This is a genomic window from Paraburkholderia sp. BCC1876, from assembly GCF_902833695.1.
Classification (GTDB): Bacteria; Pseudomonadota; Gammaproteobacteria; order Burkholderiales; family Burkholderiaceae; genus Paraburkholderia.
Genome location: NZ_CADFGI010000015.1, coordinates 90,715 through 109,206 on the forward strand (window position 1 = coordinate 90,715; position 18,492 = coordinate 109,206).

15 protein-coding genes are annotated in these 18,492 nt (G+C 63.3%); 7 read left to right on the forward strand and 8 right to left on the reverse strand.

The annotated features are described in order from the left end of the window. The first annotated feature begins 79 nt into the window (after positions 1-79). On the forward strand, positions 80-820 hold the full coding sequence (locus HWY05_RS34700; RefSeq protein WP_035554826.1) for a response regulator: 741 nt from the start codon (positions 80-82) through the stop codon (positions 818-820). 55 nt (positions 821-875) lie between these two features. Here the strand turns inward: HWY05_RS34700 and HWY05_RS34705 are convergent, their stop codons facing one another. The 4 genes from HWY05_RS34705 to HWY05_RS34720 all read right to left on the reverse strand — a co-directional run bounded on the left by HWY05_RS34705 (position 876) and on the right by HWY05_RS34720 (position 2,820). Beyond that, positions 876-1,547 carry a flagellar basal body L-ring protein FlgH gene (locus tag HWY05_RS34705; RefSeq protein WP_035554824.1) on the reverse strand — a complete coding sequence of 224 codons (672 nt, stop codon included), beginning with the start codon at positions 1,545-1,547 and terminating at the stop codon, positions 876-878. 142 nt (positions 1,548-1,689) lie between these two features. Then, complete coding sequence (locus HWY05_RS34710) at positions 1,690-2,421, reverse strand: hypothetical protein (RefSeq protein ID WP_176061169.1); 732 nt, start codon at positions 2,419-2,421, stop codon at positions 1,690-1,692. 3 nt (positions 2,422-2,424) lie between these two features. Beyond that, a complete protein-coding gene (locus tag HWY05_RS34715) occupies positions 2,425-2,592 on the reverse strand; it encodes a DUF6726 family protein (RefSeq protein ID WP_308701515.1) in 168 nt (55 codons plus the stop codon). A gap of 45 nt (positions 2,593-2,637) precedes the next feature. Further along, a complete protein-coding gene (locus HWY05_RS34720) occupies positions 2,638-2,820 on the reverse strand; it encodes a hypothetical protein (protein ID WP_081936026.1) in 183 nt (60 codons plus the stop codon). A 410-nt stretch (positions 2,821-3,230) separates the two neighbouring features. Here HWY05_RS34720 and HWY05_RS34725 point away from each other — a divergent pair, with 410 nt between their 5' ends. Together HWY05_RS34725 and HWY05_RS34730 are read left to right on the forward strand one after the other, a co-directional pair. Next, complete coding sequence (locus tag HWY05_RS34725; protein ID WP_176061170.1) at positions 3,231-3,971, forward strand: response regulator; 741 nt, start codon at positions 3,231-3,233, stop codon at positions 3,969-3,971. Beyond that, positions 3,968-5,239: an ATP-binding protein gene (locus HWY05_RS34730; RefSeq protein WP_035554817.1), complete on the forward strand. Its 1,272-nt coding sequence runs from the start codon at positions 3,968-3,970 to the stop codon at positions 5,237-5,239. The genes HWY05_RS34725 and HWY05_RS34730 overlap by 4 nt, the downstream gene beginning before the upstream one ends. Positions 5,240-5,426: 187 nt before the next feature. Here HWY05_RS34730 and HWY05_RS34735 read toward each other — a convergent pair whose 3' ends face one another. After that, positions 5,427-6,392, reverse strand: a complete 966-nt coding sequence (locus tag HWY05_RS34735; protein ID WP_176061171.1) for a tyrosine-protein phosphatase — start codon at positions 6,390-6,392, stop codon at positions 5,427-5,429. A 333-nt stretch (positions 6,393-6,725) separates the two neighbouring features. Between HWY05_RS34735 and HWY05_RS34740 the strand changes: the two genes are divergently transcribed. After that, a complete protein-coding gene (locus HWY05_RS34740; protein ID WP_176061172.1) occupies positions 6,726-7,985 on the forward strand; it encodes an MFS transporter in 1,260 nt (419 codons plus the stop codon). Between the two features lie 17 nt (positions 7,986-8,002). Then, positions 8,003-9,268, forward strand: coding sequence for a D-amino acid dehydrogenase (locus tag HWY05_RS34745; RefSeq protein ID WP_176061173.1), 1,266 nt, complete (start codon positions 8,003-8,005; stop codon positions 9,266-9,268). 161 nt (positions 9,269-9,429) lie between these two features. On the opposite strand, the gene HWY05_RS34750 is transcribed toward HWY05_RS34745, so the two are convergent. The 3 genes from HWY05_RS34750 to HWY05_RS34760 all read right to left on the reverse strand — a co-directional run bounded on the left by HWY05_RS34750 (position 9,430) and on the right by HWY05_RS34760 (position 16,765). Beyond that, positions 9,430-10,899: a glutamate synthase subunit beta gene (locus HWY05_RS34750; RefSeq protein WP_176061174.1), complete on the reverse strand. Its 1,470-nt coding sequence runs from the start codon at positions 10,897-10,899 to the stop codon at positions 9,430-9,432. Between the two features lie 150 nt (positions 10,900-11,049). After that, positions 11,050-15,753 carry a glutamate synthase-related protein gene (locus HWY05_RS34755; protein WP_176061175.1) on the reverse strand — a complete coding sequence of 1,568 codons (4,704 nt, stop codon included), beginning with the start codon at positions 15,751-15,753 and terminating at the stop codon, positions 11,050-11,052. Positions 15,754-16,057: 304 nt separating this feature from the next. Beyond that, entirely contained in the window at positions 16,058-16,765 is a 708-nt protein-coding gene (locus HWY05_RS34760; RefSeq protein ID WP_035554805.1) for a transposase, read from the reverse strand. Between the two features lie 187 nt (positions 16,766-16,952). Between HWY05_RS34760 and HWY05_RS34765 the strand changes: the two genes are divergently transcribed. Together HWY05_RS34765 and HWY05_RS34770 are read left to right on the forward strand one after the other, a co-directional pair. Beyond that, a complete protein-coding gene (locus tag HWY05_RS34765) occupies positions 16,953-17,678 on the forward strand; it encodes an OmpW family outer membrane protein (protein WP_035554803.1) in 726 nt (241 codons plus the stop codon). A gap of 380 nt (positions 17,679-18,058) precedes the next feature. Continuing rightward, complete coding sequence (locus HWY05_RS34770) at positions 18,059-18,439, forward strand: DUF883 family protein (RefSeq protein WP_035554801.1); 381 nt, start codon at positions 18,059-18,061, stop codon at positions 18,437-18,439. Positions 18,440-18,492: the final 53 nt, after the last annotated feature.

Consider the following 18,492-nt stretch of genomic DNA (forward strand, 5'->3'; position numbering starts at 1 on the left):
TTGCTGCCTCTTACACGGGAAAGGATTCGAAAGCGTTACGCGCTTGGCGCCCTCCGTGTCGATCACTAAGATGGCCTGAATGAACCAATCCATTCTGGTCGTCGACGACGACCCCGTCGTACGTGAGCTCGTCAGCGATTATCTGCAGGGGCGCGGCTTCAAGGTCGCCACGCTCGAACACGGTCTGGCGCTGCAGCGCAAATTGCAGGACGAGCGTCCCGCGCTGATCGTGCTCGACATCATGATGCCGGAGCTCGACGGCATCAGTGCGCTGCGCGCGTTGCGCGTGGCCGGCGACGATATTCCCGTGATTCTCCTGACCGCGCGCGCCGATCCGATCGACCGCGTGATCGGCCTCGAACTCGGCGCCGACGACTATCTCGGCAAACCCTTCGAGCCGAGCGAACTGGTCGCGCGCATTCGCACGGTGCTGCGCCGACGCGGCACGATTGCGCCGAGCGCGCCGGAACAGCGCGCGCCGTACAAGTTCGGCCGTTTCGAAGTGAATTTCCCGGCGCGTGAATTGCGTCGCGACGGTGAGCGCATCACGCTACGTTCGAGCGAATTCGCGATGCTCAAAGTGTTCGTCACACATTCGATGACGGTGCTGACGCGCGCGCAGTTGCTGGAGAAACTGCACGGCAATAGCGAGGCGCATCGCAATCGCAGTCTCGATGTGTCGATCTGGCGACTGCGGCGGCTGATCGAAGTCGATCCGTCGGAGCCGCGCTATGTGCAGACGGTGTGGGGACGCGGATACGTGTTCGTGCCGGATGGGGAAATCGGTGCGGCTGAGCGGAGCGCGGCGCCGTTGGCGTAGCGAGGAGAGATGGCGCAGATGTCATCACGCCTCACACCCTCAACCCCTCGAACTCTCAAAACGTCAGCACGCTCAAAAACATGCGCTGTAACCAGCCCATGGTTGTGGCGTCGGACACCATCCCCGCACCCGCCTGTTCGATCCGCGCGTTGGCGACCTTGCTCGACGCGACATAATTGCCCGCCTCGATGTCCTTGGGATTGACGATCCCCGACAGGCGCAAGCGGTCGCGGTTACCGCTCATCGCAATCATCTTCTCGCCCGACACGACCAGGTTGCCGGTCGACATCGTGCCGATCACGGTCACGGCCAGCGTACCGGTCATGCCGCTCACGTCGGTGAGACTGCCCTGCCCTTTGTAGTCCGTGCTCGCCGAGCCGATGTTGAACAATCTCGCGAGCCGCGCGGCGGCGTTAGTCGACTGATCGGCGGCAGTGGCGGTAATGTTGCTCGACCGGCTCGCCGCCGCCGTCGAACTATTGTTGCCGCTATACGACTCCGACAGACGAATCGTCAGCACATCGCCGATATGCTGCGCACGCGGCGTTTCGTACAGCAGCAGCGGCGTGCCGGCCTGATAGATCGCGCCCTGCGTATTCACGTTCAGCGACGCGGAAGCGAGCGGCGGCGCCATCGGCGTATCGACGATGGAAGGCTGCTGGCCGCCCGAACAGGCCGCGAGACAGAACGCCGCGCCCAGCGCGAGCGTGAGAGGTAGCGTAGTCATGCAGGCTCCTTGAACGGTTCGGCTTGATGGATTGGCTGGCTGGGAAGGGACGCCAGGATCGCCGTGCAACCTGATCGCACGAAGAAAAATTCGCGTGGGCCGCGGGTCATGGCGCGAACGCGCCGCTGGCCGACGTCGCGCATCAACCCGCCTCGGCGCCGCTCGCCTGCCACTGCCGCACGACCGACTTCACCCACGCATCCGAACCCTTCAGCAGATAGGTGAGCGTGCCGTTGCGCGTGCCCGGCAGAAAGCACAAGGTGATCGAACTCACCGCGTTTTCCCAGACATAGGTTGGCATCGCGCCCGAGGCCGACACGTTCCGCGTCGCGAAGCGCGGCGGCCCGTAACGGTCGGCGAGCGCGTCGCGCAAGTCTTCGGCGGTGATCTCGTCGACCACAAAAGAAATCTCGTACAGACGCAGCGCGCTTTGTCCGTCGACGCGCGCGAAGCGCAGCACATGCTCCAGCGCCGGCGCGCCGTCCACCACGGCTTGCGACACCGCCCAACCGTCATTGCCGCGATGCGCCCAGCGGCACGCCACCGTCAAGCTCTCATGCGACTTCAACCGCATGCCGAGCGCGCCCGCCTGCACATCCGTCTCGCAGACCGGCACGCTGCCCACGGGCGTCGCCCGCACGCTCGACCCCGCGCGAAATTCGTCGAGCGTCATGCCGAGCGCGACGCCACGAAATGCGAACGGCGCGTCCTGCGCGGCCGAGCGCCGGCGCGCATCGGCGGCTGCGTCCTTCTGCGCAGGAGCCGAAGCGGACGCGTTCGGATTCGCGTCACGCGCGACCGGTTGCGCATAAGCGGCCAGCGAAAACAAACCACCGAACAGCGCCAACGCACAGGCAATCCGTTTGAGTGTCATGATTCAGTCGATCGCGGATGAACACATGTCGAACGGGGCGGCCGCGGCATGGCCAACGACCGGGACGATTTTCAGCGTGGCTGAGGTCAGCCGGCACGGCAGCGCAGCGACGGCGCAGCCGCCGAACGGCAGCAGCGCCGCGCCGAGCGTCAACCACGCAACGACACGAATGAAACGGTCAATGATTCTCGGGGTCGACACACGGGCCTCGGTGCGTCAGGCGGTCGTGTTGACGTTATGCCCAACGAGTCCGGCGGGCAGCGAAGGCAATGCTTCGGCTGCGGCCTCCTGAGTGGGCATCGCCGCGGCGGGGTTGGTTTGAGCAGCAGGTTTCGGCGCTGGCGGTGTCGGCGCCATCGAAGAAAAGCGGGTTGAGCTGAAGTTGTTATGAACGGTCATGATGAGCCTCGCGTGGCGCTAGGTTTCGATTTCACGCCGCGTGCCGTGGGCCCAAGGCGTTAGGCTGTTTCCGGCTTGCGGCGCAACGTACTGCACGACGAATCATCGCGCTGCGCACACGCGAGCGATGCACGAAGAAAAGCGCGCTTTCCGGCGGTTCTTCCGAGCCGTTGCGAGCGGTTTCAATTACGCGCAAATTGTTTCTTCGGAGGAATTTTTGGCGATGCTTATCGAATTGAATGGACTTGAGCTGCATGCCGCGCATTGCCAAATATGGCGTGCGTGAAATACGCTATGAACCTTCGGCAGCGGGCCTTGCGCGTCAGCCGACAGAGGTTGTGCGGGCGAGCGTAAGCATTGGTAAGAAAACAGTCGGCCGCGCGTTGTGCGGGCCAGTCTAGAATTTCGCCATGAATCCACAGGTCCTTATCGTCGACGACGATCCGGTCGTACGCGATCTGCTTTGCAAGTTTCTGCAATCGAACGGCTTCGACGCGTCGGTGCTGCATGACGGCACGCATCTTCAGCGGCGGCTCGAACGCGAGCGGCCCTCCGTCGTGGTGCTCGACATCATGATGCCGAACACCGACGGCCTGCGTGCGCTCACCGCGTTGCGCGCCGCCGGCGACGACATTCCGGTGATCTTCGTGACCGCGCGGGGCACGGTGGCCGACCGCATCGTCGGGCTATCGCTCGGCGCGGACGACTACCTGACCAAGCCGTTCGATCCACGCGAACTGCTCGCGCGCATCCATACCGTCCTGCGCCGTCGCGGGCCGTCCACCACCAGCGCACCGGAATCCCGCAAGCCGTACCGGTTCGGGCCGTTCGAACTCGACTTCGCGACCCGTTCGCTGTCGCGCGACGACACCAAGCTCGCGCTGCGCGACAGTGAGTTCGCGCTGCTGAAGATCTTCGTCAACAATCCGTACAAGGTGCTGTCGCGCGTGCTGATTCACGACCTCGTGCATCGCGACAATCTGGCCTTCCGCGACCGCAGTCTCGACGTGCCGATCTGGCGTCTGCGCCGCGTGATCGAAGAAGATCCGTCCAATCCCTGCTACGTGCAAACGGTGCGCGGCAAAGGCTATGTATTCGTACCCGACGCCGACGGCACGCCCTTTGCCGACGAGGCCGCCACCACCGCATGAGAAACCCGCTGAACACGCTGTTCGGCAGGATGGCGTTGCTCTCGACGGCGGTGTTGTTCGCGATTCAGGCCGGCTGGTTCGTGCTGATCGTCATGCAACCGCCGCGCCATGAAATCGACGGCTTCGCGCGCGGCATTCTGCTGGTGCTGCAGGCCGTCAACGGCGAGCCGATGAAGGGCGCCGCGCTCGCGCCCGCCATGCGCGTGCATCTCGTGCCGACCTGGAACATGCCGGCGAGCGTGCATCTGGGCGAGCCGACGCGGCATCCGCTGACCGATTTGAGCCGGCAACTGCGCGACAACCTGCCGCCCGGCACCCGCATCGCCGTCGACGATTTACGCCCGCCGCAACTGTGGGTGCTGTTCCCCGGAAAATCGAACTGGGTGGTCGTGCCGGTCGACGTGCCGCCGCGCCCGCGCTTTCTGATCGAAGCCGTTTCGATGCTGGCCGGCGCGTTGATCCTGTCGCTGCTTGCGGTGTGGCAGATGCAGCGGCCGTTGTCGCGGGTGGCCGGCGCCGCTCGCGAATTCGGCTCGGGTGGCCGGCCTGAGCCCGTCACCGTGCAAGGCCCGCGCGAACTGCGCGATCTGATCGGTTCGTTTAACGACATGATGCGGCGTCTGAACGAAGCCGGCGACGACCAGGCCGTGATGCTGGCCGGCGTCGCGCATGACCTGAAAGCGCCGCTCACCCGCCTCAAATTGCGCGCCAGCGTGCTGGTCGCGGAAAGCGAGCGCGCCGGCCTGATTCGCGACGTGGACTCGCTGACCAACATCGTCCAGCAGTTCCTCGAATTTGCCGGCCAGTCCGCCGACGCCGGGCCGCCGGTCGAAGTCGAAGATTTTTTACGGGAACAGTTTTTCGCCGGCGACAGCAGCGAAACGCCGTTATTCACGCTCGATCTGCGCGCGGGTCCGGCATTCAAATTGCCGCGCACACTGCTCGACCGACTGGTCACGAACCTCGTGGATAACGCGCTCGAACACGGCTCGCCGCCGGTGGATATCGCCACCGCGCGCAGCGATGGACATTGGGTCATCAGCGTGCGCGACCATGGTCCCGGCATTCCGGACGACCGCATTGCCGCCGCGATGAAACCCTTCGTGCGGCTCGACGCCGCGCGGGGCGGCGAAGGTCACTGCGGCCTCGGTCTCGCGATCGTGGCGCGGCTCGCGCACGATCGCGGCGGACGCTGTCACGTGCGCAATCACGCACAAGGCGGGTTGGAAGTGCGGATCGAGTTGCCGGTGATGGCGGCTTTAACGTGACGGAGATGGGAAGCTGGCGTGTGCGCTTACGCGCCCTTACTGGAGGGTCTGCTGCATGGGTAGCGGCCTTATAGTCAGCCCCGGCAACCTCGATGCCGCCCTTTCTCCGTCCGCCCGCTTATCGGGGCGGACTTTTTTTTGCGTGTCGCTTAGCGCGTGTCACGCCTCGCAGTTCACTGCTCAACGTTCAAGTTACGAGCCGGCTGTGCAGCATATCGATCGTCGACTGAGCGAGTCCCAAGCCTTGCGTCAGGTAGTTCGTCATCGTGCCGTAGTTCGCCTGCACCTGATCGAAGCCCGCCTGCAGATAACTCTCCTGAACATTCAGAAACGGCGTTTCGACGGTGGCAATCGCGTCGCCGTCCTGTGCTCGCAGCGTCTCGATCTGCGTCTGGATCGACGGCGCCAGAAACACGTTGCTCAGCAGGTAGTCCTGCGTGATGACGTCGAGCGGCACATTGGCGATGCTCTGCAGCAGCGCTGCGACCCAGCCGGTGCGATCCTTACCCGCGCTCGAATGAAATAACTGCGCGCCGGCGCCGTCGGCCAGATGCGTCAGCAGTGCGCCGAAACTGGCACGCTGGGCCGGACCGGTGACGTAAGCACGCGCCTGCGCTTCCATGAACGCGGTAGCGGCGCCGGCGGAATCGAAAGCGGGAGCGACGAAGTCGCCGGTGCCGAGCACATTGAACGTCTGCACGATCGCGCCGCCCGGCAGGATGTCGGCGGTGCGCGCGATCTCGCCCGGCGTACGCAGGTCGTAGACCGTGGCGATGCCGAGTTTGTCGATCGTGGCGGCGTCGGCGCTGCTGAGCGTCAGCACATTCGCGCGATAGAACGCGCCACGGCGCATCTGTTTGCCGTCGACAGTCGGATAGCCGGCGGCAGCGCCCGCAAGGTCGCGGAAATTGTCGACCGATGCAAGGCGCGGCGTGGGCGGCTGATCGGCGTCGAGATTGCCGCCGCCGCAGGCGGACAGCAGCGAAGCGCTCAAGCCGGACATCAGCAGCACGCTAGCCGAGCCCTTGAGAAAGGTACGGCGCGACGCGCAATCCGCATCGGACACCGTTCTCGGGCCAGTCCCATTCGCTCGCGACAAAGTCGTACTCGCGAAGCGGCGCAGTGGCGAGCAGATTTTTGCGGTGGCGGGCATTAGGCGTGGCTGGCGCGGACGTGAGAGGGTTGTTCGCAGCATAGGCACTGCCGGCGCAGTTTACCGGCCGACAATAACTTTTGCGTTACAGAGTAGTAGTTGGTAAGGAAACGAGAGGTTGGTTCCGGCGTGCTTGCGGCGGGCCGAGCGCCGCGCATGCGCCGCGAGTCTCGATCCGAAGCGATTTCCCCGATCTTGCGTCTCTTATCGATTATTACGCTGAAACGCCATTTTTGACCACAACTGGCCCCGGGACGCCTCGTCCCCGTAGAATACGAACACCCCTTTTTCCAGCCGCCGGCAGGCCAAAAGACCCGGAGACCATAACAAAACATGCCTTCTCTCCAATGGTTCACCGAATTGACCCAGCGCGAGCGCCGCACGCTTTACGCCGGGTTCGGCGGCTACGCAGTCGATGCCTTCGACTTCATGATCTACTCGTTCCTCATTCCGACCTTGATCGCGACATGGGGCATGACGAAAAGCGAAGCCGGCATGATCGCGACCAGTTCGTTGATCTCGTCGGCGATAGGCGGATGGCTGGCCGGCATTCTCGCCGACCGCTACGGCCGCATCCGCGTGCTCCAGTGGACCATTGCCACCTTCGCGCTGTTCACCTTCCTGTCCGGCTTCACGCATTCATTCTGGCAACTGCTCACCACGCGTACGCTGCAAGGCATCGGCTTCGGCGGTGAGTGGTCGGTCGTGACGATCATGATGGCCGAGACCATCCGCTCGCCACAGCATCGCGCCAAAGCCGTCGGCACCGTGCAAAGCAGTTGGTCGTTCGGCTGGGCGGCCGCGGCGATCATCTACTGGGCATTCTTCGCGCTGCTGCCCGAGCAGGTTGCGTGGCGAGCCTGCTTCTGGATCGGCCTGCTGCCCGCGGCGTGGATCATCTACATTCGCCGCAATGTGAGCGACCCGGAGATCTATCTGGAAACGCGCCGCGCTCGCGACAACGGCTTCGATACGTCGCACTTCCTGCAGATCTTCTCGGCGTTGCATCTCAAGACCACCTTGCTCGGCAGCGTGTTGTGCACCGGCATGCTCGGCGGCTATTACGCGATCACCACCTGGCTGCCGACCTATCTGAAAACCGTGCGCCATCTTTCGGTGTTCAACACCAGTGGTTATCTGATCGTTCTGATCGTCGGTTCGTTCACCGGATATATCGTCGGCGCGATTCTTTGCGACAAGATCGGCCGGCGCGCGTCGTTCGTGCTGTTCGCGATCGGCTCGTTCGTGCTCGGCATGGTCTACACCATGCTGCCGATCACCGACGGCATGATGCTCGCGCTCGGCTTTCCGCTCGGCATTGTCGTGCAGGGAATTTTCGCGGGCGTGGGGGCGTATCTGTCGGAGCTTTATCCGAATGCGATACGCGGATCGGGGCAAGGCTTCTGCTACAACCTGGGGCGCGGACTCGGCTCGTTCTTTCCGATACTCGTCGGTACACTGTCGCAAACCATGACGCTGGTGAAGGCAATGGGCATCGTGGCCGGTTCCGGTTATCTGCTGGTGATCGTCGCCGCGCTCTGTCTGCCGGAAACCAAGGGCAAAGTACTCGGCGCGGCTAGCCCCGCCGCCTGACCTCGCTGCACACATTCATGAAAACGATTGTTCTGGGCGGCGGCGTGATCGGCGTCGCCACCGCTTTTTACCTGCGTCAGCAGGGCTGCGACGTTACGCTGATCGAGCGTGAACCCGACGTCGCGCTGTCCACCAGTTTCGGCAACGCCGGCGTGATCGCGCCGGGCTATGTGACGCCGTGGGCCGCGCCCGGCATGCCGACCAAGATCCTCAAATATCTGTTCAAGCCGACCTCGCCGCTGATCTTCCGGCCGACCTTCGACCCGGCGCAGTGGCGCTGGATCGCGCGCTGGCTGCGGGAGTGCGATCTCGAACGCTTTCGCGTCAACAAGCAGCGAATGCAGCGAATCGCTTATTACAGCCGCGACTGTCTGCACGAATTCCGCCGGGCCCATCCGTTCGAATACGGGCGCAGCCAGGGCTATCTGCAGTTGTTTCGCAGCGAGTACGACGTGGAGCTTGCGCAGCCGGCGCTGACGGTATTGCGCGATGCGGGCATTGCACATCGGGAAGTGAGCGCGGCGCAATGCGTCGAGATCGAACCGGGTTTGCGCTGGGCGCGCGAGGCGCCGCTTTCGGGTCTCTATCTGCCCGACGACGAGGCCGGCGACTGCGCCCGTTTCACCCGCGAATTGCGCGCGGTGTGCGAGCGCAATGGCGTGCAGTTTCGCTTCGACACGACGATCAAGTCGCTCGATGTGCAAGGCGGTGCGGTGCGCGGCGTGCGTGTGGAAAGCGAGCGCGGCATTGAGGCGGTGCCGGCCGATGCGGTCGTGGTGGCGCTGGGTGTCGACAGCGCGGCGTTGCTTGCGCCGCTCGGCGTAAAGGTGCCGCTCTATCCGGTGAAAGGCTATTCGGCGACCTTGCCCATCACCGACGAAGAAAAAGCTCCGCGCGCCGCGCTGATGGACGAATCGCTGAAAACGGCGATCACGCGCTTCGGCAATAACCTGCGCGTGGCCGGCACGGCGGAACTCGGCAACGGCCGGACCACGTTGCGCGAACAGGCGCTGCAGACGCTGATGAAAGTGCTCAAGGACTGGTTCCCGCACGCGGCGAATCCGACCTCCGCGCACTTCTGGGTAGGCCGCCGGCCGATGACCCCCGACGGCGCACCGCTACTCGGCGCGTGCGGCGTGGACAATCTGTGGCTGAATCTCGGGCACGGCTCGACGGGTTGGGCGATGTCGATGGGGTCGGGGCGTGTGGTCGCGGATCTGATTACGCAGCGTGAGCCGGAGATCGATCTGGAGGGGCTGACGTTGGCACGGTATCGCGGATAACAACGCGCGGTCGGCATACAACTAAAAAGCCGGGTCACCCTCTCAGGTGCCCGGCTTTGTTTTTTCACGGCTCGATAATCCAGCCTTGTCGTCTCCACCTCTTCCTGCAAGCAGTAGCCGGTTTCCACCGCAGCGCGGCAGCGGAAACCGGCCGGAGACGTTTAACGCGGCAGTTCCGAATGCCCCATCAGGAACGCGTCCACCGAACGCGCGCACTGACGGCCTTCGCGGATCGCCCACACCACCAGCGACTGGCCGCGACGCATGTCGCCCGCCGTGAACACCTTGTCCACCGACGTGTAATACGCCTTGTCGCCTTCGGTCGCGGCGCGCACGTTGCCGCGCGCGTCCTTGTCGACGCCGAACGCTTCGAGCACCGGCGACAGCGGTTGCGTGAAGCCCATGGCGAGCAGCACCAGATCGGCCTTCATTTCGAATTCGGAGTTCGGCACTTCCTGCATCTTGCCGTCCTTCCATTCGACGCGCGCCGCGATCAGCTTCTCGACCTTGCCGTTCTTGCCTTCGAGGCGCTTGGTCGCAACCGCCCAATCGCGCTCGCAGCCTTCGTCATGCGACGACGACGTGCGCAGCTTGATCGGCCAGTACGGCCACACCAGCGGCTTGTTCTCTTCTTCCGGCGGCTGCGGCAGCAGTTCGAATTGCGTAACGCTCTTCGCGCCGTGACGATTCGACGTACCCACGCAGTCCGAGCCCGTATCGCCGCCGCCGATCACGACCACATGCCTGGCCTTCGCGAGCAACTGGTTCGCGACCTTGTCGCCGGCATTGACCTTGTTCTGTTGCGGCAGAAATTCCATCGCGTAGTGAATGCCTTCCAGCTCGCGGCCGGGCACCGGCAGATCGCGCGGCGTTTCCGAACCGCCGGCAATCACCACCGCGTCGAACTGTTCCTTCAGTTCCGCCGGCGTAACGGTTTCCTTCGCCGTGTTGCCGATGTGCTCCGGCAGCGAATCCGCGCGGCCGATGAACACGTTGGCACGGAACGTCACGCCTTCCGCTTCCATCTGCCGCATGCGGCGATCGATCAGCCACTTCTCCAGCTTGAAATCGGGAATGCCGTAACGCAGCAGACCGCCGATCCGGTCGTTCTTTTCGAACACCGTCACATCGTGCCCCGCGCGCGCCAGTTGCTGCGCGACGGCGAGACCGGCGGGGCCGGAACCGACCACGGCGACCTTCTTTCCGGTCTTGTGCTTCGGCGGCAGCGGCGCAACCCAGCCTTCGGCCCAGGCCTTGTCGATGATCGCGTGTTCGATCGACTTGATGCCGACCGGGTCGTCGTTGATGCCGAGCGTGCACGCCGCTTCGCACGGCGCCGGGCAGATGCGGCCCGTGAACTCGGGGAAGTTGTTCGTCGAGTGCAGCACTTCGATCGCGTTCTTCCAGTCCTGATGAAACACCAGGTCGTTGAAGTCCGGGATGATGTTGTTCACCGGGCAGCCGTTGTTGCAGAACGGAATGCCGCAGTCCATGCAACGCGCGCCTTGAATCTTCGCTTCGTCGTCGCTCAGTGCGGCGACGAATTCCTTGTAGTGCTTCACACGCGTGAGCGGAGCTTCGTACGTCTCGTGGCGACGTTCGAACTCGAGAAAACCGGTTGCCTTGCCCATGTGGTTCTCTTCTCTATCTGTATCAGGTGGGGTGATCTACACCCGCCGCGGCGCACCGTTGAACGGTGACCGCGCGCGGCGGGTACGGCTTAAGGGTGACGTCCCGCTGGCAACTTGCCAGCGAAGCGGCGGTGCGGCGATGTGGCAGGGTTAAGCGGCGAGCACTTCCTTGTTCGCCTTCTTCGCGGCCATTTCGCCCAGCGCGCGCTTGTATTCGGTCGGGAACACCTTCACGAATTGACGGCGCGACGCGTCCCAGTTTTCGAGCAGCGCTTTCGCACGCGGCGAGCCCGTGAACTGGAAGTGACGCTCGATCAATCCCTTCAGCAGCGCTTCGTCGGTCACGCCGGTGTGCCACAGGCCCTTGTCGACCGTGCGCTCCTGTTCGGCCGTTTGCAGGACCGGTTCAAGCGCGACCATCGACTTGTTGCACTTGCCCGCGAACGAGTTGTCCGGATCCAACACATACGAGATGCCGCCCGACATGCCGGCCGCAAAGTTACGGCCCGTTTCGCCGAGCACGACGACCGTGCCGCCCGTCATGTATTCGCAACCGTGGTCGCCCGTGCCTTCGACCACCGCCGTTGCGCCCGAGTTACGCACGCAGAAACGCTCGCCGGCCACGCCGCGGAAGAAGGCTTCGCCTTCGATCGCGCCGTACATCACCGTGTTGCCGCAGATGATGTTTTCTTCGGACTTGCCGCGGAAATCGTTGGTCGGACGAATGATGATGCGCCCGCCCGACAGGCCCTTGCCCACGTAGTCGTTACCGTCGCCGACCAGATCCAGCGTGATGCCCTTCGCGAGGAACGCGCCGAAGCTCTGACCTGCCGTGCCCTTCAACTGGATATGAATCGCGTCGTCGGGCAAGCCGTCGTGGCCGTACTTCTTCGCGATCGTGCCGGACAGCATCGCGCCGACCGTACGGTTCACGTTGCGCACCGGCTGGATGAACGAGACGTGCTCGCCCTTTTCGATCGCGGCTTTCGCCTTCTCGATCAGCACGTGGTCGAGCGCCTTCTCCAGACCGTGGTCCTGCATGCCGACATGCTTACGCGCCACGTCCGCCGACACTTGCGGCTGATAGAACACGCGTGAGAAATCGAGACCCTTCGCCTTCCAGTGCTCGATGCCCTTCTTCGTATCGAGCAGTTCGGCGTGACCGATCAGGTCGTCGAACTTGCGGATGCCCAGTTGCGCCATGATTTCGCGCGCTTCTTCCGCAACGAAGAAGAAGAAGTTGACGACGTGTTCCGGCTGGCCCTGGAACTTCGCACGCAGCACCGGATCTTGCGTCGCGACGCCGACCGGGCAGGTGTTCAGATGGCACTTGCGCATCATGATGCAGCCTTCGACGACGAGCGGCGCCGTCGCGAAGCCGAATTCATCCGCGCCGAGCAGCGCACCGATCACGACGTCGCGGCCGGTCTTCATCTGACCGTCGGCCTGCACGCGGATCCGGCCGCGCAACTGGTTCAGCACCAGAGTCTGCTGCGTTTCGGCGAGACCCAGTTCCCACGGCGTGCCCGCATGCTTGAGCGACGACAGCGGCGACGCGCCCGTGCCGCCGTCCGTACCGGCGATCACGACGTGATCCGCCTTAGCCTTCGCGACACCCGCAGCGACCGTACCGACGCCCGACTCCGACACCAGCTTCACCGAGATGCTGGCCACCGGATTCGCGTTCTTCAGATCGTGGATCAGTTGCGCCAGATCTTCGATCGAGTAGATGTCATGGTGCGGCGGCGGCGAAATCAGGCCGACGCCCGGCACCGAGTAACGCAGCTTGCCGATGTATTCCGACACCTTGTGACCCGGCAACTGGCCGCCTTCGCCCGGCTTCGCGCCTTGCGCCATCTTGATCTGGATCTGATCGGCCGACGACAGGTACTCCGCCGTCACGCCGAAACGGCCCGACGCCACCTGCTTGATCTTCGAGCGCAGCGAATCGCCGTCCTTCAGCGGAATGTCGACGATCACTTCTTCGCCGATCACGGACTTCATCGTGTCGCCGTTCTTGATCGGAATGCCGCGCAGTTCGTTGCGATAGCGCGCCGAATCTTCGCCGCCTTCGCCGGTGTTCGACTTGCCGCCGATGCGGTTCATCGCGACCGCCAGCGTGGCGTGTGCTTCTGTGCTGATCGAGCCCAGCGACATGGCGCCGGTCGCGAAACGCTTGACGATGTCCTTCGCCGATTCGACTTCGTCGAGCGGGATGGCCTTGGTCGGATCGAACTTGAATTCGAACAGGCCGCGGAACGTCATGTGACGCTTGGTCTGATCGTTGATCAGATGCGCGTATTCCTTGTACGTCTGATACGAGTTGCTGCGCGCCGAGTGTTGCAGCTTGGCGATCGCATCCGGCGTCCACATGTGTTCTTCGCCGCGCACGCGGTACGCGTACTCGCCGCCCGCGTCGAGCATGTTCGCGAGAACCGGGTTGTCGCCGAATGCGTCGCGGTGCAGACGGATCGCTTCTTCCGCGACGTCGAACAGACCGATCCCGCCCACCTTCGACGAGGTGCCCGCGAAGTATTTTTGCACCAGATCTTCCGCCAGGCCGACCGCTTCGAAAATCTGCGCGCCGGTGTACGACATGTAGGTCGAAATGCCCATCTTGGACATGACCTTCATCAGGCCCTTGCCGACCGCCTTGGTGAAGTTGTAGACCGCCTTCTCCGGCGACAGGTCGCCCTTCAGGCCGGCCGCGAGCTGGCCGAGCGTTTCCATCGCGAGGTACGGGTGAACGGCTTCCGCGCCGTAGCCCGCGAGCAGCGCGAAGTGGTGCGTTTCACGCGCCGAGCCGGTTTCGACCACCAGACCGGCGCTCGTGCGCAGACCGTGCTGCACGAGGTGCGTGTGGATCGCGGCGGTGGCCAGCAGCGCCGGAATCGCCACGTTGTCGCGGTCGGTTTTGCGGTCCGACACGATCAGCATGTTGTAGCCGGACTTGACCGCGTCGACGGCTTCCGCGCACAGCGAAGCGAGGCGCGCTTCGATGCCTTCCTTGCCCCACGCCACCGGATAGCAGATGTTCAGTTCGTAAGAGCTGAACTTGCCGCCCGTGTACTGATCGATCTCGCGGATCTTCGCGATGTCTTTGAAGTCGAGCACCGGCTGCGACACCTCGAGACGCATCGGCGGGTTGATGTTGTTCGTGTCCAGCAGGTTCGGCTTCGGACCGACGAACGACACCAGCGACATCACCATGTTTTCGCGGATCGGGTCGATCGGCGGGTTGGTGACTTGCGCGAACAGCTGCTTGAAGTAGTGATACAGCGTCTTGTTCTTGTTGGACATGACCGCCAGCGGCGAGTCGTTGCCCATCGAACCGACCGCTTCTTCGCCGGCTTGCGCCATCGGCGCCATCAGGAACTTGAGGTCTTCCTGCGTGTAGCCGAACGCCTGCTGACGATCCAGCAACGCAGCGGCTTCGCGGCGTTCCGTCGCGACGTCTTCGGCCTTCGGCTCGATTTCGTCGAGCTTGATCCGCACGGCGTCGATCCAGCTCTTATACGGCTTGGCGTTCGCGAGGTTGTCCTTCAGTTCCTTGTCGTCGATGATGCGGCCGTGTTCCATGTCGATCAGGAACATCTTGCCCGGCTGCAGACGCCACTTCTTGACGATCTTCGACTCGGGGATCAGCAGCGTGCCCGCTTCCGACGCCATGATGACGAGGTCGTCGTCCGTGACGATGTAGCGCGCCGGACGCAGACCGTTACGGTCGAGCGTCGCGCCGATCTGACGGCCGTCGGTGAAGGCGATCGCGGCGGGGCCGTCCCACGGCTCCATCATCGCGGCGTGGTATTCGTAGAACGCGCGGCGGTTGTCGTCCATCAGCGTGTGCTGTTCCCAGGCTTCCGGGATCATCATCATCATCGCGTGGACGAGCGGGTAGCCGGCCATCACCAGCAGTTCGAGACAGTTGTCGAACGAGGCGGTGTCCGATTGGCCCGGATAGATCAGCGGCCATAGCTTCGGCAGGTCGTCGCCGAGCACGTGCGACGCGATCGCGCCGGTGCGGGCGTTCAGCCAGTTGACGTTGCCCTTCACCGTGTTGATTTCGCCGTTGTGCGCAATCATCCGGTACGGGTGAGCCAGTTCCCACGCCGGGAACGTGTTGGTCGAGAAGCGTTGGTGCACCAGCGCCAGCGCCGAGACGGTGCGCTCGTCCTGCAGGTCGCGGTAGTACACGCCGACCTGACCGGCCAGCAGCAGGCCCTTGTAGACGATCGTGCGCGCCGAGCACGACGGCACGAAGTATTCCTTGCCGTGCTTCAGCTTGAGCGCCTGGATGCGGTGGCTCGCGGTCTTGCGGATCACGTACAGCTTCCGCTCCAGCGCGTCGGTCACCATGATGTCCTTGCCGCGGCCGATGAAGATCTGGCGGATCAGCGGCTCGCTCGCCTTGACGGTCGGCGAAATCGGCATGGTGTGGTCGACCGGCACGTCGCGCCAGCCCAGCACGACCTGGCCTTCGGCCTTCACCGTCCGTTCCAGCTCCTGCTCGCAGGCCAGACGCGACGCGTGTTCTTTCGGCAGAAAGACCATGCCGACGCCGTACTCGCCGTTCGGCGGCAGCACCACGCCCTGCTTGGCCATTTCCTCGCGATAGAAGCCGTCCGGGATCTGGATCAGGATGCCCGCACCGTCGCCCATCAGCGGATCGGCGCCGACGGCGCCCCGGTGGTCGAGGTTTTCGAGAATCTTCAGGCCTTGCTCGATGATCTCGTGGCTTTTCTTGCCCTTGATATGAGCGACGAAGCCGACGCCGCAGGCGTCGTGCTCGTTTTGCGGGTCGTACAGACCTTGCGCGGCGGGAACCGGATGAGTCGGTTGCTGGTGGTCGTTCATGGGGACACCGTCTGTAGGGGGCCGGACAGGCCGTTAAACCATTTTTCTATTGCCGCGGCTCGCAACCGCAACCGCGACGGCGCTTTGAGCGGGACACGCTGAAATGCTACGCGTATCAAAAAGCGCCGGAATTCGGAATATACGCGACGAATCAACGGAATAGCAAATAAAACATGATGATCGATCCCCAATTATCAAGTTGGTGCATTGCGGTGTGTTTTTATTGGTGCCACATCAAAACCGTGCAAAAGAAAACGGCATACGAAGATGCCGTTCGGATCCAACCCTTTGCTGCGAAACGCTTTTATTGCTGCTGAGGCGTCTCGCGCACCTTGCGCGGCCGGCCGCGCGGCAGCGGCGACACGCGCCGATTGGCGGCCCGCGCCGCCCATTCGCGGTAGGTATCGCTGCCCAACACCCAGCCTTTTAGCGTGGCCTGCTGAAGTTGACTGGCTTCGCGTTCGTCGAGCGGCTGCTCGCACAGATCGCGATACGCGCGCTGCCGTTCGAACGGCGTATTGCCGAGCGACCAGTACAACGGGTGGTCGGTAATCAGGCTGTCGAGCGTCAGGCCGATGTGATGACGGTAGCTCGACCAGCGGTAGTCTTCCGGCGCGCTCACCAGTTGCGCACGCACCGGACACATTTCGACGACGCGGCTCGCCAGCAGAAAGTAACGTTCGCCTTCGATCACCGTGGCGCGGTAACGCCCTTCCCACAACGTGCCGCGACGCGCGTAGCGCCGGTTGAAGTGCGCCACGTAGCGGCGCCCTACCGCCTGCATCGCCTTCGGCAGACTCGACTCCTCGGTCGGTGTGACGAGCAGTTGCACCGCACCCGGCATCAACGCATAAGCGTGAATCGATAAGTGATGGTCGCGCGAAGCCGCTTTCAAACAGTCGATGAAAAGCTCGTAGTCCTGGTCGTCGACGAACGCGGGCTGCTGATCGAGTCCGCGGAGGATGACGTGCTGCGGCTGGTCAGGGACATAGAGACGTGCAAGCCGTGCCATGCTGGAGTATCCGATAGTCGCGTTGGTACATACCCGAAGGTCCGAAAAGCCGCATGCGCCCTACGTTCGGCGCGGCGCGGCTGAGCCAGAAACCGCGCGGTGCTTAGGGAGAAAGCTCTAACCGCCGCGTATGGTTTGTTTCAAACGTTGTAGTCATAATGAGCGGGCCTTTTCTGGAGGAGCACATATGAAATTAAAACAGGCCGTAACGGGGCTCGCGGCGCTAGCCTGTATGTCAACGGCAGCGCACGCGCAATCGGCCGGCAGCTTTTTCGTCACAACAGGCTGGTTCCATCTTGCGCCTCAATCGAGCAGCGACCCGTTGAGAATCACAAGTCTTGGCGGCAGCCCCACCAACATTAACGAACCCAACACCGGTGCATCGCTGGGTTCCGCCGACACGCTCGGCTTCACCGCCGGCTACTTCGTCACTGATCACATCGCAACCGAATTCGTGATCGGCATCCCGCCTTCTTTCGACCTGAACGGCACGGGCAGCCTCGAACAATTCGGCAAGCTGGGCCAGGCAAAACAGTGGAGCCCGACTCTGCTGTTCAAGTACTACTTCAACGCACCGACCGCTACGTTCCGCCCATATCTCGGCGTTGGCGTGAGTCGCATCTGGTTCACCGACCAGAAGATCACCAACGGCGCGTTTGAAGCTAATGTTCTGCATGGTCCGACCAGCGTCAGTACGGATAGTTCGTGGGAGCCGGTGTTTAATGCCGGTTTCACTTACGCGTTCAACCAGCACTGGTTCGCGGGCGTCTCGATCTCGTATCTGCCGCTCAGCACGACCGCCAAGCTGACCACCGCCGCCAACACGCCGGTCGGCACGCTGACGGCCACGTCGCAAACCAAGATCAAGCTGAACCCGATCGTTTCCTACGTCAACATCGGTTACCGTTTCTAACGCTTCGCGAAAATAGGGACGCGTTTAGTTAGGGTAGTCGAATTTTCGTGGCTTGGACAACGCCGTCATCGATCCAATGACGGCGTTTTTCGTTTCATGTGTGCTCCGGGGCCGCACGCTGGCCGCGTGCGCCCTATTTCCGGGCCGGTGCGAGTGTTTGTAAATTTGACCCGCAATCGCGCCGGCTCGTGCAATATCTGCTGACGAATAGCCGTCGACGAGGCCGCCGTCCGGCGACGCGAACGAGGCTGCGCGGCAATCGGGCCGCGCTCACGGGTTTGGCACCAAAGTTGCGTCCGCAGGGTGTTTCCCGCGTCGTGGACGTGATGTGCGTCTGTGTGACGAGGCGTGGGACCTTTCACCTCATCGACGGAGCGACCATGACAGCACTTCCGAATACGCGAGACGCCCTCGGCGAATCCTGGACCAGCACGAGCCGCCGTGCGAAACGTATTGCACGCCACGGCCGCCACGCGGCCGAAGATATCGCGGGCGAACTGCGCACGCTGATGTCCGAACTTGAATCCACTTTGGCCGATGGCACCCAGGCCGACGCCGTGGCACTGCGCGGCAAACTGCGCAAACAGCTGGAAGCCGCGCGCGCACGTTTGAACGACACGCGCGAAGCCGTACGCGAGCGCGCTGAAGTCGCGATCGCCGACGCCGACGATTACGTGCATGAAAACCCGTGGCAGACGATTGCGATCGTCGGCGGTGTTGCGCTGATTGCCGGGGCGTTGTTCGCGTCCCGCTTGCGGTAGCACGCGCTAGCCTACGGTAGTTTGCGGCAGGCAGGTTGCGGCGCCGGTCAACG

What these genes read in the sequence shown, in the direction of transcription:
- HWY05_RS34760 (WP_035554805.1), bottom strand. Translation starts at nt 16,765, where the DNA reads ATGGCACGGCTTGCACGTCTCTATGTCCCTGACCAGCCGCAGCACGTC.
- HWY05_RS34700 (WP_035554826.1), top strand. Translation starts at nt 80, where the DNA reads ATGAACCAATCCATTCTGGTCGTCGACGACGACCCCGTCGTACGTGAG.
- HWY05_RS34705 (WP_035554824.1), bottom strand. Translation starts at nt 1,547, where the DNA reads ATGACTACGCTACCTCTCACGCTCGCGCTGGGCGCGGCGTTCTGTCTC.
- HWY05_RS34765 (WP_035554803.1), top strand. Translation starts at nt 16,953, where the DNA reads ATGAAATTAAAACAGGCCGTAACGGGGCTCGCGGCGCTAGCCTGTATG.
- HWY05_RS34745 (WP_176061173.1), top strand. Translation starts at nt 8,003, where the DNA reads ATGAAAACGATTGTTCTGGGCGGCGGCGTGATCGGCGTCGCCACCGCT.
- HWY05_RS34710 (WP_176061169.1), bottom strand. Translation starts at nt 2,421, where the DNA reads ATGACACTCAAACGGATTGCCTGTGCGTTGGCGCTGTTCGGTGGTTTG.
- HWY05_RS34755 (WP_176061175.1), bottom strand. Translation starts at nt 15,753, where the DNA reads ATGAACGACCACCAGCAACCGACTCATCCGGTTCCCGCCGCGCAAGGT.
- HWY05_RS34720 (WP_081936026.1), bottom strand. Translation starts at nt 2,820, where the DNA reads ATGACCGTTCATAACAACTTCAGCTCAACCCGCTTTTCTTCGATGGCG.
- HWY05_RS34730 (WP_035554817.1), top strand. Translation starts at nt 3,968, where the DNA reads ATGAGAAACCCGCTGAACACGCTGTTCGGCAGGATGGCGTTGCTCTCG.
- HWY05_RS34725 (WP_176061170.1), top strand. Translation starts at nt 3,231, where the DNA reads ATGAATCCACAGGTCCTTATCGTCGACGACGATCCGGTCGTACGCGAT.
- HWY05_RS34740 (WP_176061172.1), top strand. Translation starts at nt 6,726, where the DNA reads ATGCCTTCTCTCCAATGGTTCACCGAATTGACCCAGCGCGAGCGCCGC.
- HWY05_RS34750 (WP_176061174.1), bottom strand. Translation starts at nt 10,899, where the DNA reads ATGGGCAAGGCAACCGGTTTTCTCGAGTTCGAACGTCGCCACGAGACG.
- HWY05_RS34735 (WP_176061171.1), bottom strand. Translation starts at nt 6,392, where the DNA reads ATGCCCGCCACCGCAAAAATCTGCTCGCCACTGCGCCGCTTCGCGAGT.
- HWY05_RS34770 (WP_035554801.1), top strand. Translation starts at nt 18,059, where the DNA reads ATGACAGCACTTCCGAATACGCGAGACGCCCTCGGCGAATCCTGGACC.